Origin of the sequence: Halomarina ordinaria (genome assembly GCF_030553305.1) — an archaeon.
GTDB lineage: Archaea > Halobacteriota > Halobacteria > Halobacteriales > Haloarculaceae > Halomarina > Halomarina ordinaria.
The window spans coordinates 59,833-85,884 of sequence record NZ_JARRAH010000006.1 but is presented as its reverse complement, the minus strand read 5'-3'; the positions used below and the strand labels follow the sequence as shown (position 1 = coordinate 85,884).

The following is a 26,052-nucleotide window of genomic DNA, read 5'->3' as shown; positions in this document are numbered from 1 at the left end:
GGTTAGGCACCCCCTTTCCCGGCGTACGTTCTCGTCCCTAGAGAGGTCGTCACACGCGGCCGCGCCGATATAGTAAAGCCATAACAATAGCGCCCTGTAGTCGACGGTGACCAATGAGTAGCGAGTTCGCGTCGGGCGTCGAGCGACGGGCAACCGCGGCGGTCCCGGGCCGGTTCCGGTGGTTGCGGTGAGCGGCCCGGGAGGGCTGCTCGCGCGCATCAAGCGCCTCGTGATGCCGAGCGGCGACGGCGTCGGCGAACGCGTGGTGAAAGGGGGGATGTGGGTCGGCGCGCTGAACGTCAGCGACCGCCTGCTGCAGATCATCCTGCTCATCGTGATGGGGCGGCTCCTCGGCCCGGAGGCGCTCGGACTGATGGGCATCGCGCTGGTCGCCGTCAGCGGCCTCCGGCAGTTCTCGAACCTGGGGCTGAGCTCCTCGCTCATCTACAACCGGGAGGAGAACGTCGACGACATGCTCAACACGGCGTGGGCGCTCCAGATCGGTCGCGGGGCGCTGCTCGCGGGCGTCCTCTACCTCGCCGCGCCGTTCATCGGCAACGGCATCTTCAGCGAGCCGGAGGCGGTCCCGCTGTTGCGCGTCATCGGGTTCTCACAGCTCTTCCTCGGGCTGCGCAACCCCGCGACGGTGTACTTCCAGAAGGACCTGGAGTTCGAGAAACAGTTCGTCTACGTCCTCAGCGGCTCGGTCATCCAGTTCGTCTTCGCCATCTGGTACGCCTACACCTACGGGACGGTGTGGGCGCTCGTGCTCGGCTACGTCATCTCGGACTTCGTCCGGATGCTCGTCTCCTACCTCATGCACGACTTCCGCCCCGGCATTGAGTTCGACCTCGACCACGCGAAGGAGATCGTCAACTACGGCAAGTGGATAACCGCGACCTCCATCCTCTACTTCCTCTACAACGAGGGCGACGACATCGTCGTGGGGGCGCTCGTCTCGACGACGGCCCTCGGGCTCTACCGCTACGCCTACCAGCTCTCGAACGCCCCCGCGACGGAGGTGACGCACGTCATCTCGAGCGTGACGTTCCCCGCCTACTCGAAGATACAGGACAACGTCAGACAGCTCCGGAACGGCTACTTCCAGACCCTCCAGGTGACGACGTTCATCTCGTTTCCCATGTCGATGGGCATCATCGCCGTCTCGCCGGCGTTCATCGCCGCCTTCCTCGGGGAGGAGTGGCTCCCGATGGTGCTCTCGATGCAGATACTGGCCGTCTACGGCATGATGCGCTCGATGATGGCGACCATCGGGCCGGTGTTCAAGTCCATCGGGCGCCCGGACCTCGTCGCGAAGTTCTCGTTCATCCGCGTCGTCTTCCTCGCGGCGCTCGTCCCGACGGCCATCCTCTACGGGCCGGAACTCTCCGAGCGGTTCCTCGGCGTCGGCCTCAGCGGTATCGAGATGACGTCGCTGGTCATCGTCGCCGTCCAGTTCTTCCCGATGATGCCACTCGACCTCTACTTCCTCGTCCGCGAGATCGAGACGACGTGGTGGCGCATCATCCGCGAGGTCTCCTACCCGTTCGTGGCCAGCCTGCTGATGTTCGCGGCCGTCGTCGCCGCCGGCACCGCCGTCGACCCCGCGCTCCCCGCGCTGGGCGTCCTCGTCGTCCAGGTGCTCGTCGGCGTGGTCGCCTACGCCCTCGCGGCGCTCGTGCTCGACCGGGGCTTCGGCTGGGGGCTGGAGCAGAACCTGCGGAACGTCGTCTCGGCGGTCAACGGCTGACTACCCCGCCGCTCGTCGTCCGTCGCCGTCACCCCACGGCCCCCGCGCTCCCCCTCTAACTCTCCCGAACGAGACACTCGCTCGAAACGGAACGTTCGGCGTCGTCTGCCGGGGTGTAGGCGTGTTATTACAATGCCGGCGGGGAACGGTCCTCCCGTATGAGTCTCTCAGACGTCGGTACGAGCGGTCCGGGTCGCGGGTGGTCCCCGTGACGCGCCCGGCGATTCAACTGTACACGCTGCGCGACCTCGACGAGTCCGTGCCGGAACTCGTCCGGCGGGTCGCGGCCGCCGGGTTCGAGGGCGTCGAGTTCGCCACGCGCGTCGCCGATGCGGACCCGGCCGCGGTGGCCGACGCGCTCGACGACACGGGCGTCACCCCGGTCGGCGCGCACGTCGACCTGCGGACCATCGAGGCCGACCCGGCGGGCGTCGCCGAGCGCTATCGGGCACTCGGCGTCGACCGACTGGTCGTCCCGCACCTCCCGCCGACGCACTACCGGACGCCCGGACGCGTCGACGAACTCGCCGCGCGCCTCGACGCGGTCGGCGGCGCGCTCGCCGCTCGTGGTACCTCGCTCGTCTACCACAACCAGGTCCACGACTTCCTCCCGGTGCGGACGCCCTCGAGGCTCGAACGCGCCCTCACGGCGGTCCACCCGCACTCGCCGGGCGCGAGTCGCCCCCAGACCGCCCTCGGCCTGCTCGGCGACCGCCTCCTCCGCGAGCGTCCGCGACCGTCGCCCGCGTCGGCGGTCGAATCGACCGCCTTCGGCCGCCTCGTCGCCAGGACCGACCCGGCGGTCGTCTCCTTCGAGGTGGACGTCGGCGGCGTCACCGCGGCCGGCTACGACCCACGCGACGCCCTCGCGCTGGTCGACGGCCGGACCGCGCTCGTCCACCTGAAGGACGTCGTCGTCGACGGCGAGCCGTCGCCGTGGGCGTCCGCGCGCTCGGTCGACCCCGGGGACGGTCTCGTCGACGTCCCGTCGGCCGTCGGGGCGGCGAACGGCGCCGGTGCCGAGTGGCTCGTCTTCGAACACGACCACCCCGCCGACCCCATCCGGACGTTGCGAGCGGGGGCCGACGTGCTCGTCGACGCGACCGACGCGGCGCCGTCGAACGACTGAGCCGGCGGCCGATTCGCGCGCGAGCGGACCTGTCAGCCAGTCTCCGTGCCGTCGGCCGGTACCCATATTACGGGGCTCTGACTACCTCCGGCCATGTCCGAGGGGGTCGTTCGCGAGCGGGGGACGGAGCTAGCGCTCGCGCTGGTCGTACTGGTCGGGGCGGCGGTTCGCCTGTACGGGCTCGGGTCCGAGAGCATGTGGACGGACGAACTCATCACCCTCGAGTTCATCCTGGCGAACGGGCCCCTCGAACTGCTGTGGGTCATCCCGCTCAACCAGCCCCACCTGCCGGTCTACTACGTCCTCCTCGACGGCTGGGCGGCGCTGTTCGGCACGTCGCCGGTCGCGCTGCGGTCGCTGTCGGTGCTGTTCGGCATCGCCACCATCCCCCTGTTCTACGTCGTCGGTCGCCAGTTGTTCTCCGACCTCGCGGGGCTCGTCGCGGCGTTCATCTACGCCCTCGCACAGGTTCAGGTGTTCCACGCCCAGGAGGTGCGGATGTACACGCTCTTCGCGTTCCTCGCGCTCGCCTCGCTCTCGTTGCTCGTGCGCTACCTGCGAACCGAGTCCCGGGAGACGGCCGTCGCCTACGTCGTGGTGACCGTCCTCCTCATCTACACCCATCCCTTCGGCGTCTTCGCCGTCGCGGGCGAGGGACTGTTCGTCCTCGCGGAACTCGCCCGGGGGCGGGTCCGGAACGTCCGTCGGACGGTCGGGACGCAGGTCGCCGTCGGGTTCACCGTCCTCCCCCTGGTCGTCGGGTACTTCGTGCGCTTCGACGGCGTGAGCCTCAGCTACATCCCCCTGCCGACGCCGAGCCTCGTCGTGACGGTGTTCACGGGCTACTTCGCCCGGACGGGTATCGTCCCGGCGCTCGCGTACGTGCTCGTGCTCACGGGCGGCCTGTTGACGCTCGCGGTCACGGAGGGGTGTTTCTCGGCGTCGGTCGACCCCCGTCACCCCGGCCGAACGCTCCGTAACCTCGCCGAACGTATCCGGTTCACCGACGACCGGGGCGTCCAGTTGCTCGTCTGCTGGGTGTTCGGGACGTTCGTCCTCCCGCTGGTCGTCTCGTTCACGATGACCCCCGTCTTCTGGCCGCGCTACACGCTCGCCGCCTCGTTCGGGCTCTACCTCCTCGTCGGCTACGGCGTCACGCGGGCCAAGCGCCCGCCGGTCCGCGTCGCCATCATCGCGCTCCTGCTCGTCGCCGTCGTCCCGGCGACGGCCTTCGACGTCACCACCGACACCCGCGAGCAGTGGGACGAGGCGACCGCCGACGTCGAACAGCGCGCGGACGCGGAGGCGCTGGTGGTCGTCGCCGACTGGACGACGCTGCGCGGGTTCGAGTACTACCAGACCCGCGAGGACCTCGAGGTCGTGGGGGTCAAGACCGGCCCCCCGGAACGGCGGATGAGTACCCCGGAGTTACGGGCGACGATGGACGGCCACGACGAGGTGTGGGTGGTGTTCTCTCACGTCCGTGACGAGGGGAGAGCGCGCGTCGCGTCGGTCGCCGGTGACGGCCGCGAGGTGACGTGGCGCGAGCACTACGTCGGCATCGAGGTCCGTCGCTACGAGGCGTCGACGGGGGGCGACGACGCCTCGTAACCGGTCCCCGCGCCGCCGCCGCTCCGGCCTGCACGCTCCTCTTACGCGGACTGCAACCGTCCGAAACAATTCACGGACGTTGGGAGAATCAGTTACTACTAAACGCGTCTTCGGAGTACCACCGGCCAACTCGCGGGTCGCTCGACCCGCCGGGGTCGACCGGTCGCCCGACCGGTCTCAGAGGTTCGCACACATGACGGAACAAATCAGCAAACGTGACGGAGCGGCGACTGCCGCGGGGCGCACGACCGCGACGGAGACGGTGCCGTACGCATCGGTCATCGTCCCGGTGTACAACGACCCGGAGGGCCTCCGCGCGACGCTCGACACGCTCGTCGACCAGACGTATCCGGACGACAGCTACGAGGTGCTCGTCGTCGACAACCGCTCGACCGACGAGACGCGCGCGGTCGCCGGCCGCTACGCCGACGCCGACGAGCGCGTGACCGTCCTCGACGAACGCCGCCGACAGAGTTCGTACGCGGCCCGGACGCGCGCGCTTCACTGCGCGACGGGCGACGTCTTCGCGTTCATCGACGCCGACATGACGGTCGACCCGGACTGGCTCGAACGCGTCGTCGAGACGATGGAGGAGGACGACATCGACTACCTCGCCTGTAACGTCCAGCTCTACTCGCCGGGCGAGGAGTCGCTGGCGGCGAAGTTCAACCGCCTCAGCGGCTTCCCCATCGAGGACTACGTCTCGGACTTCCACTACGCGCCGACGTGCTGTCTGGCCGTCCGCCGCGAGGTGGTCGAGGACGTCGGCCCGTTCGACGTCCGGTTCACCTCAAGCGGCGACCGGGAGTTCGGCCACCGCGTCTACGAGGCGGGCTGGACGCTCGGCTACGCCGAGGACATCCACATGTACCACCCGACGCGGACGACGCTCTCGGCGCTCGTCAAGAAGTCCATCCGCATCGGTCGCGGCAAGAACCAGCTCCGGCGCATCTACCCGGAGCGCTACGGGAGTTCCGCGCGCCTCGTGTTCAACCCCGCCATCTACGTCCCGGCGACCCCCGGACAGGTCCGGGGGGCGCTGCGCGACTGGGACCGCCTCCCCGCCTCCGAGAAACTGCTGTTCTACCTGCTCACGTACGTGCTCAAGATCACCAACGCGTACGGCACGGTCCGGGACGCCGTCGAGCACCGCGGGTAGTTCGTGTATAACAAGATGGCGATGCCCACTCGTCTCACTCAATGACGCTGACGCCCGCGAGTCGCATCAGTCGCCGACACACCCGAGAGGTACTCGATGGCGCGTAGCCTCCGCCTCGGCCTCCTCGGAGTCGGACACATCGGGACCGTCCACCTCCAGTCCGCGAGCACGCTCGACGGCGTCGACGTCGTCGCGGCGGCCGACGCGGTGCCGGGCAACCGCCGCCGCGCCGAGCGCCTCGGGGTGACACGGACCTACGACGACTACACCGACCTGCTCGAGGAGGAGTCGCTCGACGCCGTCGTCGTCGCGCTCCCGCCGTTCCTCCACGCCGACGCGACGGTCGCCGCCTGCGAGGCGGGCTGTGCCGTCTTCGTCGAGAAGCCGTTCGCCCGCACGCCCGAGGAGGGCCGCCGGATGGTCGAGGCGGCCGACGCCGCCGGCGTCGCCCTCGGCGTCGACCACACCATCCGCTACCAGCCGGAGATGAAGCGGCTGAAGGAGCGCTTCGAGGACGGCCGTCTCGGGCACGTCCCCATCGCCTCCATCTCGCGCATCAACAACGGGCCGTTCGAGGCGCCGCCGGCGCGCGCCGCGGTCCCGACGTGGCAACTCGACCCCGAGGCCACCGGCGGCGGCGCGCTCATGGACCTCGGTATCCACCTGCTCGACGTCCTCGAGTGGTTCTTCGGCGACCTCACGGTCGAACACGCCACCACCGACCAGCAACTCGACCTCCCCTACGAGGACGCGGCGACGGTCGTCGTGAGCACCGACAGCGGCACGACGGCGACGCTCTCCTGTGGGTTCTTCCAGTGGGAGACGCCGCCGGAGGTGACCAGCTACCTCCGTCTCGACGGCATCGCCGGCTCCGCCGTCAGCACCGAGTACGTCCCGGGGCACTTCACCTCCTACGCCGCCCGCTCGGCGCTGGAGAACCTCGGGCGACGCCTGCGCGGGGACGACCCGGAGTACTTCAAGCCGACGTACTACTACCAGGCGCACTACTGGGCGCTCCGGGACTTCCTGGAGGCCGTCGCGGCCGGCGAGCGCCCGCCCGTCGACGGCGCCGCCGGCCTGCGGATGGTCGAACACGTCCACGAAGCCTACCGGCTGGCGGACGCCGACGCCGCGCTCGTGGAGGTGACCGAATGAGTTCGTCGCACGCCGTCGGCGAACGCCTCGCCCGCGAGTCGGGGTCGCTCGCGGCGGGCGTCGAGTCGGTGCTCGCCGACGCCCCCCTCGACGGGCGCGTCCTGCTCCTCCCCGACTGTCACTACCCCTACCACCCGAGCACCGGTCTGGTGACGAACCCCGACGTCGTCGCGGCGGCCGTCGAGGCGCTCGACGGGGAAGTCGTCCTCTGTCTGCCCGACTCGCCGTGGGTCGAGGGCGAGCGCTTCGCGACGTTCCTCGGCTACGACGACCTCGCGGACCGCCTCGGCGTGGACGTCCTCGACCTCTCGGCCGCGCCGACGGTCGAGCGGGTCGTCACCGTCGGTGACGAGCGTAGCCGTGTGACGGTGCCCGAACCGCTGGAGCGCGAGTCGCTCCTCGCCGTCCCGACGCTCCGGACCGACCCCGACCACGGGTTCGTCGCCGGCCTCGGGACGACGGCGTTCGGGGCCCTGGGTGCCGACGCGGCCGACGCCACGACGACCGACGTCGTCGGCGCGGCCGCCGTCTGCGACCCGGACTACGTCCTCCTCGACGCGACCTACACCTACACCGGCGGCCCGTACCGCGCCGACCTCCTGCTGGGGAGCGCCGACGCCCCGACGCTCGACGCGGCGGCGGCCCGCCTCGTCGGCGAGGACCCGGCCGAGGTCCCGTTCCTCGCACCTCACGGCGTCGAGGCACCGTCGGTCCCCGGCGTCGACCTCGACGCCGTCGCCGCGGCCCTCCCGTCGCGGGGGGAGACGGGCGGCGAGCCCTCGCCCGTCATGCAGACGGGCTACCGCATCTACTCGCGCGTGACCGGCGACCTGCTCCCGCCGCATTTCATGGGGGGCGCGGATGAGTGAGCGCGCGCTCGTCACCGGCGCGACCGGCTTCCTCGGTTCGCACCTCTGTGAGGCGCTCGTCGAGGAGGGGTGGGACGTCACCGGGACGCGCCGGCCCACCTCCGACGCGACGGCGCTCGCCGACGTCGACATGGCCTGGCGGACGATGGACGTCCTCGACCCCGACTCGGTCCGGGCGGCCGTCGAGGGCCACGACGTCGTCTTCCACCTCGCGGGCATCGGCCTGCAGGCGGGCGACGCGGCCACCGTCGAGCGGGTGAACCGCGACGGGACCGAGCACGTCCTCGCCGCAAGCGAGGCGGACGACGTCGAGCGCGTCGTCTTCACCAGCACCGCCGGGACGCGCCGGGCGGCCGGCGTCGCGAGCGAGGCGGACGTCGCCCGTCCCATCGGCGCCTACCAGCGCGGGAAGGCCGCCGCCGAGGAGCTGTGCGACGAGTACGGCGACCGGGGACTGGACGTCGTCACCGTCCACCCCACGTCCATCTTCGGCCCGCGCGACGACGACTTCACGGGGCGGCTGTTCACGCTCGTCGAGAACCCGCTCGCGGTCGTCCACCCCCCGGGCGGCGCGAGTTTCGTCGGCGTGAGCGACGTCGTCGACGGCACCGTCGCCGCAGCGGAGCGCGGCGAGGCGGGCGCCCACTACATCCTCGGCGGCGAGAACCTCACCTACGCCGAGGCGCTCACCGTCATCGCCACGCTGGTCGGGGGCCGGAAGCCGGCGATGGAACTCCCCCCCGCGCTCATCCGGGCGGCGGGACCGGTCGTCGGCGTCGTGAACGACCGCCTCGGGACGCGGATGTTCCCCTTCGACGGCGAGATGGCGCGGCTCTCGACGAAACGGCTGTTCTACAGCAGCGAGAAGGCGCGCGAGGACCTCGGCTACACCTACCAGCCGCTCAGGGACCTGGTTCCGGACGCCTGGGCGTGGTACAGAAACGCCGCGGGACGATAACCGGCTGGCACACGAAGGGGCCGGCCACGTCGCGGACGTCGAATAGCTTCCCAGGCCCGCAGCACGAATTGTTGGCACACGAACTGGCACGCGAACCGGGGAAGCTATCTGATATTTCAGTATGGCATATAATAAATCTTCGGCCGATTCGGAACGGTACCTCCCAGCGCCGTCCCTCGATAGTACGGATGTGGTGTGCCTACGCGTTCCGACACAGTACAGATTTCTTACGTTTTCGCGCGGGGGCTAGTCGGCGTCGTCCTCGAACTCCGAGACGTCGGGGAGCGCCTCGACGCCCTCGTGGAGACCGAGGTACCGGGCGTCGGCGACCGCCCGCTCGAAGGCCTCGACGCTCTCGTACTCGCGGACGACGAGGATACGGCCCTCCTCGACGGCGTAGACCACCTCCGTCGTCCCGTCCGGGTGGCGGTAGTGGTCGGCCGTGCGCGGTTCCTCTCCCTCCGGGGACTCGCCGTCCGGCGCCTCCGGGTCGTCGCTCATTCGGCGAGGTCCCCCATCGACCCGTGGTCGACGTCGTCGCGTTCGGCACGCCTGTTCAGTTCCGCCCACACCGAGAGGAACTCGCTGAAGAGGTGTTCGGGGAGCTTCAACTGGATGTCGACGACGCGTGTCCCGGTTTCGTCGCGCCCGTTCGGGTCGAAGACGGTGAACGTCGGGAGCGGTTCGTCGCCGCCCTCCGGGTCGTCGACCCGGACCGAGACGCCCTCGGCGTCGAGGTCGACGGCGACGTGTCGAACCGCGGTCCGGTACTCCTTCCCCCCCGAGACGGCCCCCTTGCCGATGCGGGTGCGCTCCTCCAGGAGACCAGCCTCGATGAGGCGGTTCAGCCGCCGGTAGATGGTCGCCTCGGAGACGTCACAGTGGCCGGCCAGTTCGCTGACGTTCCGGGTCCCGTCGGCGCAGGCCACGAGGACGTTCCGCGCCACCTCGTCGCCGAGGTAATCGAGGACGGTCAGGTCGTCGGGCCCCCCGTCGCTCATCTCACCACCCTCCGGTTCGCGACGTCGTGGGCCCCCCCATCGACTGTTCCGCACGAGACGTCACGGACATTACGAATACACATTGTTTTTCTTTAATGTAAATTTATCGGACTAGTCCTCCCGGTGTGAGGTCGCTCACCCGGTCGGTGGCGGTGTGAACCGATAAGTACTGTGGCCCGTCCGGAGCCGGCGCGAGAACGCGTCCGACGGACGGTCCGGTGACCTCCCGTCGACCGGACACGTCACGGACGCCGTCGGCGACGCGGAGCAGGGGCGGGTACATCACTCGACCGTGACACTTTTCGCGAGGTTGCGCGGTTTGTCGATGGGGCGGCCGAGGAGGTCGGCGGCGTGGTAGGCGACGAGCTGGAGCTGGACGTTCGCGAGGATGCCGGCGACCTCTGGGTGGGTCTCGGGTACCTCGAGGACGTAGTCCGCGAACGAGGCCGCCTCGGTGTGTCGTCCGCGTGCGACGAGGATGACGGGTGCGCCGCGGGCCTGGACCTCCATGAGGTTGTTGACGGCCTTCGTCTCGTCGTCGCCGGTCAGGACGCCGAAGACGGGCGTCTCGCTCGTGACGAGCGCGAGCGGGCCGTGTTTCAGCTCGGAGGCGGCGAACCCCTCCGCGTGCTCGTAGCTTATCTCCTTCATCTTCAGCGCCCCCTCCAGCGCGACCGAGTAGGCGGGGCCCCGCCCGATAAAGAAGTAGGCGTCACAGCCGTAGAGCGCCTCCGCGACGTCGCGGGCGTCGTCGCTGTCGAGGATACGCTGGACGTCGCCGGGGAGTTCCGAGAGCGCGTCGAGGAGGTCGCGCGCGCCGGCGCTCGCCACCCCGCTGACGTCGCTCGCGACGCGCTCGGCGAGCAGCGCCAGCGCGGCGACCTGCGAGGAGAACGTCTTCGTGGCGGCGACGCCGATCTCCGGGCCGGCCCGGATGAACAGCGCGTCGTCGCACTGGCGGGTGATGCTCGACCCGACCACGTTCGTGAGCGCGAGGGTGCGCGCGCCGCCGCTGCGGGCGCGCTTGACCGCGTTCAGCGTGTCCGCCGTCTCCCCGCTCTGGGTGACCGAGACGACCAGCGTCCGCCCGTCGACCGGCGGCGGGCAGTCGGCGTACTCGCCGGCCATGTAGGCGTGGGCGGGGACGCCGCGCTCGGTGAGCATCGACGCGGCGTACAGCCCCGCGTGGTAGGAGGTGCCCATGGCGACGAACTGGACCTGTCGGACGTCCTCGAACGTCCCGGGCGGGAAGTCCTCGAGTTCGACGGCGCCGGCCAGCGCGTCGACGCGCCCGTGGAGCGTTTGACGGAGGGACTCGGGCTGTTCGTGTATCTCCTTCAGCATGTAGTGGGGATACCCCGACTTCCCCGCCGCCTCCGGCTCCCAGTCGACGGTCTCGACCGGTCGCGTCACCGGGATGCCGGCCGGGTCGGTTATCTCGTAGCCGCCGGGGCGGACGACGACCACGTCGCCGTCCTCCAGGTAGACGACCTCGTCGGTGAACTCCCGGAACGCGGGGATGTCGCTCGCGAGGAAGTACCGGCCGTCCGCGCGCCCGAGCACCAGCGGCGAGCCCTTGCGCGTCGCGTAGACCACGTCCGCGCCGTCGACGAGGCAGGCGATGGCGTAGCTCCCGTCGAGGCGGGCGATGGCCGCCCGGAACGCCTCGTTCGGCGACTTCCCGGCGTCCAGTTCCGTCTCGATGAGGTGGGGGACGACCTCGGTGTCGGTGTCGCTCTCGAAGGTGTGGCCGGCCGCCGAGAGCTCCTCGCGCAGCTGCTGGTAGTTGTCGATGATGCCGTTGTGGACGACGGCGATGCGCCCCGAGCAGTCCTGGTGGGGGTGTGCGTTCGCGTCGGTGGGCGGGCCGTGCGTCGACCAGCGGGTGTGGCCGATGCCGATGGCCCCCGTCGGGCGGTCGCTACCGACGGCCTCGCGGAGGCGCGCCAGTTCGCCCTCGCGCTTGACGACCTCCAGTCCGCTCCCGTTCTTGATGGCGATGCCCGCGGAGTCGTACCCCCGGTACTCGAGGTTCGAGAGGCCGGTGAGGAGGCCGCCGACGGCGTCGTCCGTGCCGACGTACGCGGTGATGCCGCACATCTCACGTCCCCCGACCCGGCGTCACCGGGCGTGCGGCCGTCGGTAGCGACCGCCGGTCGTTCGCTCGTGCGCAGGTCATGTCTACATGTAGCACTGCGTGAACGACCTTTGTTAAACACGGGTTGTCACGCGGGATACGACTGCATACTTTCGGTTAGGAGCCTGCTACAGCTCTACAGAATTTCGTGAGTAACACGACCGAATACACACAAAACCGCGTTCAGCTCGTCGACCGCTCGGTACCGGGGTAGTCGAACCCGCCCGGCAGCGACGCCTCCTCGTCGCCGTCGCCGGTGCCCGCGCGGACCTGGTTCGCCGTCACCAGCAGGAGGGCGGCCGTGCTGACGAACGTCAGTACGAGCGGTGCGACGCCGACGCCGATACCCGCCGCGACGACGGTGGCGGTGCCGAGGGCGACGGCGAGGTTCCCCTTCGGCATCGGGTCGGTCGTGTCGGACTCCCCGTCGAGGTAGCGGGTCAACTGCGCCGCGCTGTCGCGCAGCGCGATGGTCCCGCGGTGCTTGTCGAAGTCGACGATGGCAGCGTCGTCCATCTTCGGGAGGTGACACTGGTACAGGCCGATGTAGACGCGCTTTCGCTGGGCCGACGACAGCGCGGCCACCTCGATGCCGTTCTCCGCCGCCGCGATGTGCTCCGCCAGTTCACCGATGTTGGCGACGCCGTCGTGTTCCCAGAGGTAGTTCAGGATGTCGCGGCGACGACGGTTCTTCAGGATTTCGAACACCGTGTCGAGCGCCAGTGTCGGTTCCCCCGCGTCAGCTGAGTCGGTCGCTGACGACGCTGCGTCGGTCGATTCGAGTTGTGTTTGGCTCATTGGATACCACCTGTGGCTAGTCACAGCGTCGATTGCACCTGCGGCTCTCGGCGCGGTCGAGTGAACCGCGACGGCCGTCAGTCGCGCCGCCGTATCCGGGTATGCGGTGCTCGGTGAACGGCGGCGTACGTGCATCCCCACGATGCTGTGTCAGCGCACGAGTGTAACCTGTGAATAGCTTAATAAGTAACTGATTTATGCAGCCACTGCAAATGCTCCCCGCCTCGTTGCAGAACGTGCAAAATCCCCTGCCTCGGCGTGAGCGGTCCAAATCCACCGTTGAGCAGTTGTTTTCGACACCGGAACCACTACACCGTGGGCACGAGCGCCGACCGTCCCTGTCTTGCGACCGTCAGACGCTAAGTATCCCCCTACCGGTGCGACGACGCGGGACGGTGTACCGTCCGGCGCGGTTAGGGTGGAATTTTTGCTGGGAGTCGGCGAAAAACCGTATGCGCCGACGGCTCAGACCGGCCGTCCACTCGTCGCTGACGGTCGCGCCGGCCCGTCGCCGACGACGAGCTGGGTGAGCCCCTCGCGGAGCGAGACCGAGGGCTCGTAGCCCAGTTCGGCCCGCGCCTTCGAGATGTCGGCCCGGCTGACGGTGATGTCCCCGGGGCGTGGGTCGACGCTGACGACGTCGCTTCGCGCCCCGGTCAGTTCGACGACCAGCGCGGCGAGCTCCGCGACGCTCACGCTGTCGCCCGTCCCGACGTTGTACGCCTCGCCGACACGGTCGGTGGTCGCGGCCAGCAGGTTCGCACTGACCACGTCGCGCACGTGGACGAAGTCCCGTCGCTGGTCGCCGTCGCCCTCGACGGTGATGGGCTGGCCGCTACAGGCCTGCTCGAGGAACGTCGTGATGACGCTGCTGTAGTCCGTACACGCCTGTCGCGGGCCGTAGACGTTGAAGTAACGCAGCGCGACGGTGTCGAGGCCGTACAGGTCGGCGTAGAGCCGCACGTAGTGGTCCGCGGCGAGTTTCTCCACGCCGTAGGGCGAGAGCGGCGTCGTCGGCTCCGACTCCGTCACGGGGACGGTCGTCGGGTCGCCGTAGATGGCCGTGCTCGAGGCGGCGACGACGCGCGCGTCCGCGCGACGGGCCGCCTCCAGGACCGCGAGCGTCCCGGTGGCGTTCGTCCGGTGGCTCGCGCGCGGGGCGGCCACCGAGCGGGCGACGCTCGCGTTCGCCGCCTCGTGAAAGACCACGTCGACGTCCTCCGTGGCCGCGTCGAGGACGCCCTCGTCGCAGAGGTCGCCCTCGAACAGCGTCGCCTCGGGGTGGACGTGGTCGCGCCGGCCCGTCGAGAGGTCGTCGAGGACGCGCACGTCACACCCTTCGCAGAGGGCGTCGACGAGGTGGCTCCCGATGAACCCCGCCCCGCCGGTCACCAGGACCGTCCGGCCGTCGAGTGTCGCCGGTTCCATGTCCCGAGTCCGCCCCCGACGCACATGGTTATTCACGGACTATCATCCCGGGACGGGGCGGCCCGTCCGGGCCGCCGCGAGCGGGTAGGGAAGCTATTACAACGGCCGGCGGAGGTGGAACTCCTACATGCGATTTCGTCACGAGCGCATCGACGCGCGTCCCCCCTGCGGTCGGCTGAGCTGGTGTCTGACGACCGACCTGACCGGCAACGGCCGGCCGGACGTCGTCGTCGGCGCGCAGGGTCGGTACCCCGTCGTCGACGCCGGCGGACGCGAGCTCAAACTGCGGCTGCTGCCGGGGGTCGACCGACTGCTCCCCCGCTTCGAGACGAACCTCTTCTGGTACGAGAACCCCGGCTGGGAGCGCCACACGCTCGCGACCGAGCGCGACCTCGAACTCGACGTGGGCGCCGCCCTCCACGACGTGGACGGCGACGGCCGCCTCGACCTCCTCGTCGGGCAGGGTCACGACCACACGGACGTCTACTGGTACCGCCAGCCCGAGGACCCCCGCGACCCGTGGGAACAGCACCTCCTCACGGACTCCTTCCGGAAGTACCACGACCTCGCGGTCGGCGACGTCGACGACGACGGCGAACCGGAGGTCGTCGGCCTCTCCCAGGAGGCCGAGGCGGTCTTCTACTACGACGTCCCCGACGACCCGACCGTCGAGCCGTGGCCCGACTCGCACTGCCACGTCGTCGACGAGGGGCACCGCGTCGAGGGCGTCCACGTCGGGGACGTCGACGGCGACGGCGAGACGGAACTCGTCGCCGGGACGAACATCTACCACCGGAACGGCGACGGCTGGAGGCGGGAAACCGTCGTCGAGGGCTGGGACGACGTCCGGGTGGCCGTCGCCGACCTCGACGGCGACGGCGAGGACGAGATCGTCCTCGCGGAGGGGGACTCGCCCATCTACGGCACCCACCCCGCGCAGCTGGCGTGGTTCGACGGCCCCGACTGGACGCCCCACCTCCTGCGCGACGACCTCTACTGCCCACACAGCCTCCAGATAGGGGACGTGACCGGGAACGGTCACCCCGACATCTACGTCGCCGAGATGGGCCTGCGCGAGAACGACGACCCCGTCCACCTGCTGTTCGAGAACCGGGGCGACGGCGAGTTCGAGGAGCACGTCGTCGCCCGCGGTATCCCGACCCACGAGGCGAAGCTCGTCGATATGGACGGCGACGGCCGCCTCGACGTCGTCGGGAAGTCCTACGGCCCCGCCCACCACGTCGACGTCTGGTACAACGAGGCGGACTGACGCCGGGACGACCCTCTCCGCGCGCGTAGTTCCCCGCCGTCAGAAACGTTAGGCCGGCGCTCGTCCTCCGTGAGGCATGCGTGTACCGCGCCCGGCGACGTCCGTGACCTCCCCGCGTCGGGCCCTCGCGACGGTCGTCCTCGTGGTCTTCGTCGACCTGCTCGGGTTCGGCATCGTCATCCCCATCCTCCCGTTCTACGTCCGGAGCTTCGGCGTGAGCGACGTGTTCATCGGGCTGCTCGCGGCCTCCTACTCGCTCATGCAGTTCGGCTTCGCGCCGCTGCTCGGGCGACTCTCCGACGAGCGGGGCCGCCGCCCCGTGCTCATGCTCTCGCTGGCGGGGAGCGCCGTCGCGTGGACGGTGTTCGGCCTCGCCGGGGAGGTCGGTGCCCTCCTCGGAGTGACGGGCGGCGTCGCCACGCTCTTCTTCTCGCGGATGGTCGCGGGCGCGATGGGCGGCAACATCGCGACGGCACAGGCGTACGTCGCGGACGTCACCCCACGCGAGCGGCGCGCGGGCGCGCTCGGTCTCGTCGGCGCGTCGTTCGCCCTCGGGTTCATCTTCGGGCCGGCGCTCGGCGGCGTCCTCGCGAGCGACGCGGTCGTCGCCGGTGCGCGACGGGTCTTCCCCGCGTTCGTCCCCGCGACGCGCTTCTCGCTGCCGAGTTTCGGCGCCGCGAGCCTCAGCCTGCTCAGCCTCCTGCTCGCCGCGCTCTTCCTCGCGGAACCGGAGCGCACCCGCCGGGCGGGCGGCGAGACGCTCCTCGGGCAGTTCCGGACGGCGCTGTCGGACCCCGACCTGCGGGGGCTGGTGGCCGCGTTCTTCCTCGTCTCGCTGGCCTTCTCCGGCGTGCAGGTGATGTTCATCCCGTTCGTCGCCGACGTCTACGGCTACGACGCCTCGCAGGCGGCCGCCCTGCTCACCTACGTCGGCGTCCTCGGCGTGCTCAACCAGGGGGTGCTCGTCGGGCGCCTCTCGCGGCGCTACGGCGACCGGCCGCTGGCGCTCGTCGGGGCCGGGGTGCTGGCCGTCGCGCTCGCGGGCCTCCCGCTGGCGCCCGCGCTCGGCCGGCGCGCGTTCGGCGCGCTCGCTGTCCCGCTCGCCCCTGAGGTGGTCGCGCTGCTGGTCGTCCTCGCGCTCCTCTCGTTCGGCAACAGCCTGCTGAACGTCTCGCTCGCGACGCTCGTCTCCGCGGGCGCGAGCGACGACGCCCAGGGGAGCGCCTTCGGCGTCACGCAGGGGGCGGGGAGCCTCGGCCGGACCGTCGGCCCGCCCGCGATGGCGCTGCTGTACGCCGCCGTCGCCGTCTGGGCGCCGTTCGCTCTCGGCGCGCTGCTGGTCGTCCCCATCCTCGCGCTGCTGGGGTGGGCCGCCGGCCGACCCGCGGCGACCCCGGTCGACTGAACCACTCTCCGCCCGACGAGTAGGTACGGTTATTAGGCGCCTCCGTCCATCGTCGGGCAAGGATGGCGCGACCGCGACGGCGGGACGGGCCCGAGGTGCAGGCGGTCCTCGCCGCTCTCGAGGACGCGACCAGCCAGCGTATCATCGCGGCACTGGACGACCCCATGACGGCAAGCGAACTCGCGGAGAGCTGTGACGTCCCGCTCTCGACGACCTACCGGAAGCTCGACGCCCTGAGCGACGCCTCGCTGGTCGCCGAGGAGACGGAACTGCGTCGCGACGGCCACCACACCACGCGCTACCGGCGCGACTTCGAGTCGGTCGTCGTCTCGCTCACGGACGACAACGACCTGTCGGTGGCCGTCGAACGGCCCGCCACGCCTGACGGCCGCCTCGAACGCATGTGGGACGAGGTACGGAGGGAGACGCGATGAGCGAGTTCACCCTCGCCGTCGTCGCGTTCAAGACGCTGACGCTCGCCCTCGGCGGCGTCATCACCTACTTCGCGTTCAAGGCCTACCGGCGGACACGGGCGCGTGCGCTGGGCGCCCTCTCGCTCGGCTTCGCCGTCGTCACGCTCGGGTCGTTGCTCGCCGGCGCCGCCCAGCAGGGCCTCGGCGTCGACGCCGACCTCGTGTTGCTCATCGAGAGCGCCCTCACCGCCCTCGGGTTCGCCATCATCACCTACTCGCTGTACACCGACTGACCGCGTCCCACCCGCCGACTGGACTACCCCCTGACATCTCAGATGTCCGATGGGTGGGGAGAGTTAACCGCGGCGAGTGACAGGTGGTACTCATGTACGAGACCATCCTCGTCCCGACCGACGGAAGTGCGGGTGCGGGTGCCGCGACCGACCTCGCCGTCGACCTCGCGCGACAGTACGACGCCGCGGTCCGGGCGCTGTTCGTCGTCGACACGACCGCCCTCCCCGCGGACGCCGCCGCGGCGTACGTCGACGACGCCCTGGAGGAGATCGGCGAGGAGGCGACCGCAGCGGTCCGTGACCGCGCCGAGGCCGCAGGCGTGACCGTCGCCGCGACCGACATCGGCTACGGTGCCCCCCACCGCCAGATACTGGAGTACGCCGAGGACAACGGCGTCGACCTCATCGTCATCGGGACGCACGGCCGGCGGGGCATCGACCGCCTGCTGATGGGGAGCGTCGCGGAGAAGGTGGTCCGGTTGTCGCCGGTGCCCGTGTTGACGACACGGGCGGCGGAGGAGCAAGCGGAGTAGGCGGGGTCAGACCGGCAGGACCGGCCGCTCGGACAGGCGCAGGACGCGGTCGGTGACGCTCCCGAGGTGGGGCGGTTCGACCCCCGACGCCCCGCGCTTGCCCATCACGACGAGGTCCACGTCGTTCGCGTCGGCGTAGTCGAGGATGGCCCGGTGGGGCACCCCCCGGACGCAGCGACACGTCGCCGTCAGGTCGCGCGCGGCCGCCTCCTCGCCGACCGCGTCGACGAGCGCGTGCCCCTGTTCCTCTATCTCCTCCAGCGCGAGTTCGAAACTCCCCAGCGCGGGGGTCTCGCCGTAGACCCGTTCGTCGACGACGAACAGGACGTCGACGGCCGCGCCGTGTTCCTCGGCGAGCGTCAGGCCGTAGTCGACGCCGCGGGCCGCCTCGTCGCTCCCGTCGGTCGGAATGAGTATCCGTCGGTACATGCCCGTGGACGTTGCACACTGGCGGGAAGAAGTGTTTCTACAGCTACACGACTGCGGAACAGTCACGGCGTCCGGTCCGAGGGTCGCCGGCCGCGCGGGAAGAACAGGGGGTGGGGATGCTCGGCAGGGTCGGCCACCGCTCGCGGGACGGCGGTCGACGAGAATGCCGGGGGAGGATGCTGGTCTTGGCGAGTGGATTGAAGCGATTCGTGCCCCGGCGATTCGCCGTTCGACTACAGAGGTTTAAAGTTAGCGCTGCCCGGGTGTGGGGATTCGGCTCAGTCCGACGGTGCGGCCTCGAAGGGGGTACCGCCGGCTCGGCCGTCGGAGACGGTGACGGTCCGGTCGGGGGTGACCGAGACGGTGAACCCCTGGTAGGTGAACTCGACGTGCGGGTCGGCGCGCTCCGAGCGAAGCAACTGGTCGAGTGCGTCGGCGTCGATGACCTCGTTCAGCGGCGGGTCGAGCGTCACCGGGTCTGCGTCCATCAGTTCGCCGACGAGCTCGACGACGATGGTCGCGAGCGACGCGTCGGCGACACGTCGAGAACGGCGCATACCCCCACTACTACGATTTACCGGATAAGGATGGCGGAACGGATATAAACTCGTAGGGTTCGAGGAGACTCTTTGAGTCGTGTGTACTCCGAAATTCGAATTGTCTGGACGAACGGACGGTCAGAGGAGGTAGCCCTCGGTCACGGCGAGGCCGATAGCGAGGGCGATGAACCCACCGTACAGCAGCAGGTTGGTGCGGATGAGGCCGAGTGCGGCGACGACGGTGCCGTCGTTCGCGACGGCGCGCGGCTGTGCGGTGGCGATGCGGCGGTGGAGCGCGACGTGTCCGACGACGTAGCCGAGGAAGGCCACGGCGAACAGACCGAGCGTCGCGAGCACGAGTATCGACGAGTCGAGTACGACGCCGGCGACGACGGCGACGAGCGCTACCACCAGCGCGACGTTCATACCGAGGGTGAGCCGTCTGGCGGTCGCGATGTCCGAGTCCATCGTTCGTGGGTGGTCGAACGCCGGCAATAACGGTTTACATTCGTCGCTCCCGCGACGGGACGAACCCTCGCCGCGCGCTACGCTCATCTCCACCCGTCGCCGAGGGAGGGACGATGGACACGGACCACCAGTCGGCCGCGGCGACGCTCGTCCTGTTCACGCTGTGGCTCGTCGTCTTCTCGTTCGCCAGCCAGGTGATGATCATCGCCCCCATCCTCCCGCGCATCGCCGAGGGACTCGACACGAGCGTCGAACTACTCGGGACGCTCATCACGGCCTACGCCCTCGCGGTCGGCGCGTTCGCGCTCGCCGTCGGCCCCGTCTCCGACCGCTTCGGTCGCCGCCGCGTCCTGCTGGCCGGGAGCGCGCTGATGGCCGTCGCGCTCGCGCTCCACGGTCTCGTCGGCTCGTTCGCCGAACTCTTCGTGGCGCGGGCGCTCGCGGGGTGCGCCGGCGGGGTGCTCAACGGGGCCGCCATCGCCTACGTCGGCGATTACTTCCCCCGCGAGCGGCGCGGGTGGGCCGCCGGGTGGGTGCTGAGCGGCGTCGCCGCCGGGCAGATCGCCGGCATCCCGCTCGGCGTCGTCCTCGCCGACGCCTTCGGCTTTCGCGCCCCCTTCCTCGCGTTCGCGGTCGTGATGGTCGTCGCGTCCGGCCTCGTCTGGCGGGTCCTCCCCGAACCGACCGTCGAACGCGCCCCCCGGGGACTGTCGTTCCGCGGGGCCGTCGACGGCTACCTCGGCCTGCTGCGGGAACCGGGAGTCGCGGCGGCCGCGCTGCTGTTCGGCCTGCTCTTCTTCAGTTTCCCCCTCTACTTCGCGTTCCTCCCGCTCCTGCTGGAGGCGCGGTTCGAGGCGACGGGCGCGGCCGTCGCGCTGCTGTTCTTCGTCGGCGGGGTGGCGAACGTCGTCGCCGGCCCGGAGGCCGGTCGGCTCTCGGACCGCCTCGGCCGGAAACCGGTCGTCGTCGCGGCGTCGGCGGCCGTCGGCGGACTGATGGCCCTCACGCCGGTCGCGCTGGTCGCACTCTGGCCCGTCTACGTCGTCTTCTTCGTCACGATGGCGCTGGTCGCCTCGCGGAGCAGTCCCTTCCAGGCGCTCGTGACCGAACTGGTCGGCGACGACCGGCGCGGGTCGCTGATGAGCCTCACGGCCGCCACCGGACAGGTGGGGTTCGCCCTCGGCGGCGCGCTCTCGGGCCCCGTCTTCGCCGGCGCAGGCTACGGCGCGAGCGCCGCGCTGGCGGGGGCGAGCGCCCTCGCGTTCGCAGTCGTCGCCCACCGCTACCTGCCGGAGCCGTTCGACCCGAAACCGGTCGTCGAGCGCACCGTGACGCGCTGTGCCGACGCGTTCTGTGGGCCACTGGACGAAGGGGGACACGGCGTCGGCGAGGCGGCGACCGACCACCCCGCCCGACGGTAGCGACCGGTCACGACCGGACGTCGCCCGCCGGTGCCGTGCCCGCGCGCAACAGCGGGAGCGTCGAGACGACGAGCGTGAGGCCGACGACGGCCGCACAGATGACGTACGTCGAGCGAAAACCGAACCAGACGTCGACCATCGGCACCGCCAGCAGCGGTCCGAGGCTGAGGCCGACGTCGCCCATCGCGTTGTAGACCCCGCCCATCCGGCCGATCTCGTCGCCGGGCGTGATGTCCCCGAGGATGGCCAGCAGCGCCGGTCCCGTCCCGCCCGTCCCGACGCCGATGAGCGCCGTCCCACCGACGAGGCCGGCGAGCGTCGGCGAGAACGCGAGCACGAGCAGACCGGCGGCCATCGCCAGCAGCGCGGGGACGGTGACGAGCGCGCGGTTCGAGAGGCGGTCGGAGAGCCGACCGCTCGCGACCGTCGTCGCACTGGCGGAGACGACGCCGATGCCGAGGACGACGCCGCTGACGCCCGTCGCCGTGAGGACGCCGAGGTCGATACTCCCCGCTTCGGCGTACTTCACCACCGTCGCCAGCAGGACGCCGCCGAACATGAAGCGAATCGCCATGTTGCCGAGGCCGACCGGGAGGACGCGCGGTTCGCGCCGGAGCATCCGGGGGACGTCGCGCACGCCCGAGCGCCCGCGCGTCTCCGGGCGCACGTCCGGGAGGACGAGCGCGGCGACCACGCCCGCCAGCAGCGCGAGGATACCCGCGAGCAGGAACGCCGTCTGGACGCTGAACAGGTCGGCGACGACCCCCCCGACGACCAGCCCCGTCGGGAAGCCGAGGCTCTGGCCGCCGCGCATGTAGCCGAGCCACGTCCCCCGGTTGTCGGCGCTCGTGACGTGGGTGATGGTGGCGAACGCGCCGAGGAAGACGAACGCGGAACCGAGGCCCCACATCACCCGCGAGGAGAGGAAGACGAGCGCCGCGTTCGACACGTCGCCCAGCCCCGGGACGACGACGGCCGTGCCGCGCGGGGCGTGGAGGCCGAGGACGTAGCCGAAGGGGGCGAGCCCCTGGACGAACAGCCCGAGGATCATGGGCCTGCGGGCGCCGACGCGGTCGATGACGCTCCCCGCCGGGGTGTTCATCACGAGGCGGGCGATGCGGTTCGCGCTCAGGATGAGCCCCAGCACGACGGCACCGATGCCCAGCAGGTCGTCGAGCAGGGGGAGCGTCGGGAAGGCGACGCCCGTCGCCACGCCGCCGAAGAAGACGCCCGCGATGATGGCGAGCGCGACGGTGCGTATCTCTCGGGGACCGTACGCGTCGGCAGTCACGCGGTGGTCCCTCGGGACGCGGATACCCTCGGTAGCGCGCACATACCGTTCGACTCGCCCTGTCCCGTCAATAACGCACCGAACTGACCGGCACGCAAAAGTACGGAACTCATACACGAAAAACTATGTAGGATACTTGATAGTGTGTGGCATGGACTTCAGCGAACCGTCCGAGGCGGTCCAGATAACGAAGGCCCTCGACGACTTCATCGAGCGCGAGGTCGCACCGCTGGAGGACGCCCACCCGGAGTTCCTCGGGGAGGACTACCAGCGCCACATCGTCGACGAGGACGGCTATCAGGTCCCCGCGTACCGCGAAATCGTCGAGACGATACGGGAGAGGAGCGCCGAGGCGGGTTTCTACGGGATGGGGATGCCCGAGGAGGTCGGTGGCGGGGGGCTCTCGGTCCTCACGAACGCCGTCGTCGTCGAACACCTCGCCGACCGGCCGCCGGGCTTCCACGGCGCCATCACCGGCGGCGCGGGCGGGCCGACGCCGGTGCTGCTCGCGTGCGACGAGGACCAGCGCGAGCGCTACCTCGACCCGCTGATGGCCGGGGAGGTGACGACGTGTTTCGCGCTCACCGAACCCGACCACGGGAGCGACCCCCACTACATGGACGCCACCGCCGAGCGGGACGGCGACGAGTGGGTCATCGACGCGAACAAGTACTGGATCACGAACGGCCCCTACGCCGACTTCGCGATGGTGTTCGCGCGCACCGCCGGTGAGAAGGGCGACTACGAGGGCATCACCTGTTTCCTCGTCGACAGCGAGGACTACGAGGTGGCGAAGGTCCACCGGACGATGGGGCTCACCCCGGGCGGGCAGTGCGAACTCCGCTTCGACGGCGTGCGCGTCGACGAGGGGCAGGTCCTCGGGGAGGTAGACAGAGGGTTCCAGACCGCGATGAACTGGATCGGCGGCGGGCGCATCAACATCGCGGCGAACGCCGTCGGGAACGCGCAGTTCCTCCTCGACCTCGCGGTGGAGTACGCCCGCGAGCGCGAGACGTTCGGCAAACCCATCGGTCACCGCCAGGGCGTCTCCTTCCAGCTCGCCGACCTCGCGACGGACGCCGAGACGACGCGACAGCTCTACCGCTACGCCGCCTGGAAGATAGACGAGGGCGAGCGCGCCCGCAAGGAGGAGTCGATGGCGAAGCTCCGGGGCGCACAGCTCAACAACCGCGCGGCGGACGTCGCCATGCAGGTGTACGGCGGCGCCGGCTTCATGAAGGACCAGCCCATCGAGCGCCAGTACCGGACCGCGCGCGTCCTGCGCATCTTCGAGGGGACCGACGAGATACAGAAGCGCACCATCGCCCGGGAGCTCATCTGACGTGACGCGCGACCCCCTGGAGTACTCGCTCGCCGCGCGCGTCCACCGCATCGAGACGCCCGTGCCCTGGCCGCCGGGGCACGCCGCCGCCTTCCTCGTCGAGGGGGAGGAACCGGTGCTCGTGGACGCGGGCCACGTCGACGAGCGCTCGGAGGACGTACTCGACGAGGGCCTCGCAGAGCGCGGGTACACCGTCGCCGATATCGAGCACGTCGTCCTCACCCACCCGCACTCCGACCACATCGGCCAGGTCCCGGCGTTCGTCGCGGCCGACGCGCGGCTGTACGCCCCCCGGGCCGTCTGCGAGCAGTTGCGACGGGACCCCGCCGACCTGGAGGCGCGCGTCCGCGAGACGGCCGCGAGCGTCGGCCTCCCGCCTCGCGAACTCGACGCACAGGTCGCGCGCGCCGTCGACTCGCTCGAACGCAACCGCCGTCTCCTCCCGCCCGACGCGGTGGCCGTCCCCTTCGAGTACGGCGAGGCGTTTCCCGTCGCCGACCTCTCGCTGGAACCGGTCCACACGCCCGGCCACCAGACCGGTCACGCCTGCCTCTTCGCGAGCGACGGGGCGGAGACGGTGCTGTTCTCCGGCGACGCGCTCGTCGAACCGTTCCGCGCCGCCGCCCTCGACGTCGGCCTCGACCGGGGGGCGTACGACGCCGTCGCGGCGTTCTACCGTGGGTACGGGAGGTTGGAAGCGGCACTCGACCGGCGGGAGCCGCGACGGGTGTACGCCGGCCACGGTCCGCCGTTCGAGGACGCGAAGGGCGTCCTCGAGCGGTCGCGGGCGTCGCTCGACCGTCTGGTCGCCGACGTACTCGCGACCGTCGAGCGCGTCGGCCCCGCCTCCCCCTACGCGGTGACGCTCGCCCGCCTCGGGGGCGACGAACTGCGCTACCCGGCCCCGCTGCTCGACACCGTCGGGGCGCTCGGGACGCTCGACGAGCGGGGAGCGGTCGTCTACCGGGTCGACGACGGCGTCAGGCGCTACGTCGCCGTGTAGGGGTCAGGCCTCGCCGTGGGTGGCGTCGTCGCGCGCCTCCAGTTTGAACTTCTGTACCTTCCCGCTCGCGGTCCGGGGGAGTTCCTCGAGGAAGCGGACCTCGCGGGGGTGTTTGTACTCCGCGATGGTCTCCAGACAGTGCTGTTTGAGTGCCTCGGCGGTGACGTCCGACCCCGCTTCGACGTCGGGGCGGGTGACGACGTAGGCGATGGGCACCTCGTTGCGTCGCTCGTCGGGAACGCCGACGACGGCGACGTCGGCGACCGCCTCGTGTTCGTGGAGCACCTCCTCGACCTCGCTCGGGTAGACGTTGTAGCCCGCCGAGACGATCATGTGCGTCTTGCGGTCGACGATCTCGTAGTAGTTCTCGCCGTCGCGACGGGCGATGTCGCCCGTGCGGAAGTAGCCCGCGTCGGTGAACGCGGCGGCCGTCACCTCGGGCATGTTGCGGTAGCCGCGCATCACCTGCGGGCCGCGCACGAGCAGTTCGCCCTCCTCGCCGACGCCGACCTCCTCGCCGGCGTCGTCGACGAGTTTACAGTCGGTCATCCGGAGGGGCTGGCCGACCGTCCCGTGGCGCAGGCCGTAGGTCGACCCCTGCTGGGAGTGGGTCGCGCCGTTGGTCTCGGTGAGCCCGTAGCCCTCGGACATCTCGACGCCCGCGACGGCCTCGAACTCCCGCTGGACGGCGACGGACATCTTCGCGCCCCCCTCCGCGGCCTGCACCAGACTGCCCAGGTCGTGCTCGCCGAAGGAGTCGGCGGTGACCATGTCGACGTACATCGCGGTGACGCCGACGAAGTGGGTGATGCCCGCGTCCTCGACGAGCGCCATCGCGTCGTCCGCGTCCCAGTCGGTCGGGTTGCGGAGGTAGAGCGTCCCCCCGCGGACCAGCGGCTGCCACGCCGTGTGCGTGAAGCCCGTGATGTGGTAGAGGGGGAGCCAGATGAGGCTCCGCACCTCGTCGCCGGGGAGGTCGTCGTAGCCGCTCGTGAGGGTGGCGACCGTCTGGGCGCGGACGTTGCGGTGGGTGAGTTCGACCCCCTTCGGCCGGCCGGTCGTCCCGCTCGTGTACGGCAACAGCGCCACGTCGTCGTCGTCGCGCTCGACGAGCGTCGCCTCGCCCCGCACCGCCTCGAAGGGGACGTCGCCCTCGGGGACCGACTCCCCGACCGTCACGACCACCGGCTCGCGGTCGGTCTCGGTCACCGTCTCCGCGACCGTCTCGCGCAGGGCGGCGTGGGTGACGATGGCCGAGGCGTCGGCGTCCTCGAGCTGGTAGCTCAGTTCACGGACCTTGTACTGGGGGTTGACCGGCGAGACGACCACTCCGGCGCGGAACGCCCCGAGCGCCGCGAGCAGGTACTGCGGGCAGTTCGGGAGGTAGAGCAGGAGCGAGTCCCCCGGTTCCAGCCCCAGGTCGTGGAGGCCGCCGGCGACGGCCGCCGTCGCCGCCTGGACCTCGCGGTGAGTCAGCTCCCGGCCGTGCATCTCGATGGCGAGGCCGTCGCCGTGGTGGGCGACGGTCTCGTCGTGGAGCTTCGCGACGTTCCCCCGGAACGCGTCGTCGGCGACGTCCTCGATACGCATGGCACGTGGTACCGAAACGCCCGTAGTAAGTGTTACTCCGCGGAGTTGTCAACCGGTGCG

Annotated in this window: 25 protein-coding genes; 15 read left to right on the top strand and 10 right to left on the bottom strand. The window is 70.5% G+C overall.

Annotated features, from left to right (window positions below):
• Window positions 1–187 precede the first annotated feature (187 nt).
• The 7 genes from P1Y20_RS18715 (at window position 188) to P1Y20_RS18685 (ending at window position 8,631) form a co-directional block, all read left to right on the top strand.
• Window positions 188–1,750: a lipopolysaccharide biosynthesis protein gene (locus tag P1Y20_RS18715; protein ID WP_304450213.1), complete on the top strand. Its 1,563-nt coding sequence runs from the start codon at window positions 188–190 to the stop codon at window positions 1,748–1,750.
• A gap of 208 nt (window positions 1,751–1,958) precedes the next feature.
• On the top strand, window positions 1,959–2,879 hold the full coding sequence (locus P1Y20_RS18710; protein ID WP_304450212.1) for a sugar phosphate isomerase/epimerase family protein: 921 nt from the start codon (window positions 1,959–1,961) through the stop codon (window positions 2,877–2,879).
• Between the two features lie 93 nt (window positions 2,880–2,972).
• On the top strand, window positions 2,973–4,490 hold the full coding sequence (locus P1Y20_RS18705; RefSeq protein ID WP_304450211.1) for a glycosyltransferase family 39 protein: 1,518 nt from the start codon (window positions 2,973–2,975) through the stop codon (window positions 4,488–4,490).
• Window positions 4,491–4,683: 193 nt separating this feature from the next.
• Window positions 4,684–5,649 (top strand): glycosyltransferase family 2 protein, encoded by a 966-nt coding sequence (locus P1Y20_RS18700; RefSeq protein WP_304450210.1) that lies wholly within the window; start codon window positions 4,684–4,686, stop codon window positions 5,647–5,649.
• Window positions 5,650–5,745: 96 nt separating this feature from the next.
• Window positions 5,746–6,804, top strand: coding sequence for a Gfo/Idh/MocA family protein (locus P1Y20_RS18695; protein WP_304450209.1), 1,059 nt, complete (start codon window positions 5,746–5,748; stop codon window positions 6,802–6,804).
• On the top strand, window positions 6,801–7,673 hold the full coding sequence (locus P1Y20_RS18690; RefSeq protein ID WP_304450208.1) for a DUF362 domain-containing protein: 873 nt from the start codon (window positions 6,801–6,803) through the stop codon (window positions 7,671–7,673). The genes P1Y20_RS18695 and P1Y20_RS18690 overlap by 4 nt, the downstream gene beginning before the upstream one ends.
• On the top strand, window positions 7,666–8,631 hold the full coding sequence (locus tag P1Y20_RS18685) for an NAD-dependent epimerase/dehydratase family protein (RefSeq protein ID WP_304450207.1): 966 nt from the start codon (window positions 7,666–7,668) through the stop codon (window positions 8,629–8,631). Before P1Y20_RS18690 ends, P1Y20_RS18685 begins: the two co-directional genes overlap by 8 nt.
• A gap of 246 nt (window positions 8,632–8,877) precedes the next feature.
• Here the strand turns inward: P1Y20_RS18685 and P1Y20_RS18680 are convergent, their stop codons facing one another.
• The 5 genes from P1Y20_RS18680 to P1Y20_RS18660 form a co-directional block, all read right to left on the bottom strand.
• A complete protein-coding gene (locus P1Y20_RS18680; RefSeq protein WP_304450206.1) occupies window positions 8,878–9,132 on the bottom strand; it encodes a hypothetical protein in 255 nt (84 codons plus the stop codon).
• Window positions 9,129–9,632, bottom strand: coding sequence for an ArsR/SmtB family transcription factor (locus P1Y20_RS18675; RefSeq protein WP_304450205.1), 504 nt, complete (start codon window positions 9,630–9,632; stop codon window positions 9,129–9,131). The genes P1Y20_RS18680 and P1Y20_RS18675 overlap by 4 nt, the downstream gene beginning before the upstream one ends.
• Window positions 9,633–9,914: 282 nt before the next feature.
• The gene (gene glmS / locus P1Y20_RS18670; protein ID WP_304450204.1) at window positions 9,915–11,732 is read right to left on the bottom strand and encodes a glutamine--fructose-6-phosphate transaminase (isomerizing); all 1,818 of its coding nucleotides are present in this window, start codon (window positions 11,730–11,732) and stop codon (window positions 9,915–9,917) included.
• Between the two features lie 220 nt (window positions 11,733–11,952).
• Window positions 11,953–12,567, bottom strand: coding sequence for a DUF7344 domain-containing protein (locus P1Y20_RS18665; RefSeq protein ID WP_304450203.1), 615 nt, complete (start codon window positions 12,565–12,567; stop codon window positions 11,953–11,955).
• 465 nt (window positions 12,568–13,032) lie between these two features.
• On the bottom strand, window positions 13,033–13,995 hold the full coding sequence (locus P1Y20_RS18660) for an NAD-dependent epimerase/dehydratase family protein (RefSeq protein WP_304450202.1): 963 nt from the start codon (window positions 13,993–13,995) through the stop codon (window positions 13,033–13,035).
• A 127-nt stretch (window positions 13,996–14,122) separates the two neighbouring features.
• Between P1Y20_RS18660 and P1Y20_RS18655 the strand changes: the two genes are divergently transcribed.
• The 5 genes from P1Y20_RS18655 to P1Y20_RS18635 all read left to right on the top strand — a co-directional run bounded on the left by P1Y20_RS18655 (window position 14,123) and on the right by P1Y20_RS18635 (window position 17,909).
• Complete coding sequence (locus P1Y20_RS18655) at window positions 14,123–15,265, top strand: FG-GAP repeat domain-containing protein (protein WP_304450201.1); 1,143 nt, start codon at window positions 14,123–14,125, stop codon at window positions 15,263–15,265.
• A 76-nt stretch (window positions 15,266–15,341) separates the two neighbouring features.
• Window positions 15,342–16,670 carry an MFS transporter gene (locus P1Y20_RS18650; protein ID WP_304450200.1) on the top strand — a complete coding sequence of 443 codons (1,329 nt, stop codon included), beginning with the start codon at window positions 15,342–15,344 and terminating at the stop codon, window positions 16,668–16,670.
• A gap of 62 nt (window positions 16,671–16,732) precedes the next feature.
• A complete protein-coding gene (locus P1Y20_RS18645; protein ID WP_304450199.1) occupies window positions 16,733–17,104 on the top strand; it encodes a winged helix-turn-helix domain-containing protein in 372 nt (123 codons plus the stop codon).
• The gene (locus P1Y20_RS18640; RefSeq protein WP_304450198.1) at window positions 17,101–17,376 is read left to right on the top strand and encodes a DUF7521 family protein; all 276 of its coding nucleotides are present in this window, start codon (window positions 17,101–17,103) and stop codon (window positions 17,374–17,376) included. The genes P1Y20_RS18645 and P1Y20_RS18640 overlap by 4 nt, the downstream gene beginning before the upstream one ends.
• A 92-nt stretch (window positions 17,377–17,468) precedes the next feature.
• On the top strand, window positions 17,469–17,909 hold the full coding sequence (locus tag P1Y20_RS18635; RefSeq protein ID WP_304450197.1) for a universal stress protein: 441 nt from the start codon (window positions 17,469–17,471) through the stop codon (window positions 17,907–17,909).
• 6 nt (window positions 17,910–17,915) lie between these two features.
• Here the strand turns inward: P1Y20_RS18635 and P1Y20_RS18630 are convergent, their stop codons facing one another.
• From P1Y20_RS18630 to P1Y20_RS18620, 3 genes are all read right to left on the bottom strand, one after another.
• The gene (locus tag P1Y20_RS18630) at window positions 17,916–18,338 is read right to left on the bottom strand and encodes a universal stress protein (RefSeq protein WP_304450196.1); all 423 of its coding nucleotides are present in this window, start codon (window positions 18,336–18,338) and stop codon (window positions 17,916–17,918) included.
• A gap of 278 nt (window positions 18,339–18,616) precedes the next feature.
• The gene (locus P1Y20_RS18625) at window positions 18,617–18,895 is read right to left on the bottom strand and encodes a HalOD1 output domain-containing protein (RefSeq protein ID WP_304450195.1); all 279 of its coding nucleotides are present in this window, start codon (window positions 18,893–18,895) and stop codon (window positions 18,617–18,619) included.
• Window positions 18,896–19,015: 120 nt separating this feature from the next.
• Window positions 19,016–19,345, bottom strand: a complete 330-nt coding sequence (locus P1Y20_RS18620) for a hypothetical protein (RefSeq protein ID WP_304450194.1) — start codon at window positions 19,343–19,345, stop codon at window positions 19,016–19,018.
• Between the two features lie 113 nt (window positions 19,346–19,458).
• Here P1Y20_RS18620 and P1Y20_RS18615 point away from each other — a divergent pair, with 113 nt between their 5' ends.
• Window positions 19,459–20,766 carry an MFS transporter gene (locus P1Y20_RS18615; RefSeq protein WP_304450193.1) on the top strand — a complete coding sequence of 436 codons (1,308 nt, stop codon included), beginning with the start codon at window positions 19,459–19,461 and terminating at the stop codon, window positions 20,764–20,766.
• A 7-nt stretch (window positions 20,767–20,773) separates the two neighbouring features.
• Here the strand turns inward: P1Y20_RS18615 and P1Y20_RS18610 are convergent, their stop codons facing one another.
• On the bottom strand, window positions 20,774–22,057 hold the full coding sequence (locus P1Y20_RS18610; RefSeq protein ID WP_304450192.1) for an MFS transporter: 1,284 nt from the start codon (window positions 22,055–22,057) through the stop codon (window positions 20,774–20,776).
• A 151-nt stretch (window positions 22,058–22,208) separates the two neighbouring features.
• Between P1Y20_RS18610 and P1Y20_RS18605 the strand changes: the two genes are divergently transcribed.
• Both P1Y20_RS18605 and P1Y20_RS18600 read left to right on the top strand, forming a co-directional pair.
• A complete protein-coding gene (locus P1Y20_RS18605) occupies window positions 22,209–23,399 on the top strand; it encodes an acyl-CoA dehydrogenase family protein (RefSeq protein ID WP_304450191.1) in 1,191 nt (396 codons plus the stop codon).
• Window position 23,400: 1 nt separating this feature from the next.
• The gene (locus P1Y20_RS18600) at window positions 23,401–24,402 is read left to right on the top strand and encodes an MBL fold metallo-hydrolase (protein ID WP_304450190.1); all 1,002 of its coding nucleotides are present in this window, start codon (window positions 23,401–23,403) and stop codon (window positions 24,400–24,402) included.
• 3 nt (window positions 24,403–24,405) lie between these two features.
• On the opposite strand, the gene P1Y20_RS18595 is transcribed toward P1Y20_RS18600, so the two are convergent.
• Window positions 24,406–25,992, bottom strand: coding sequence for a class I adenylate-forming enzyme family protein (locus P1Y20_RS18595; RefSeq protein ID WP_304450189.1), 1,587 nt, complete (start codon window positions 25,990–25,992; stop codon window positions 24,406–24,408).
• Between the last annotated feature and the right edge of the window lie 60 nt (window positions 25,993–26,052).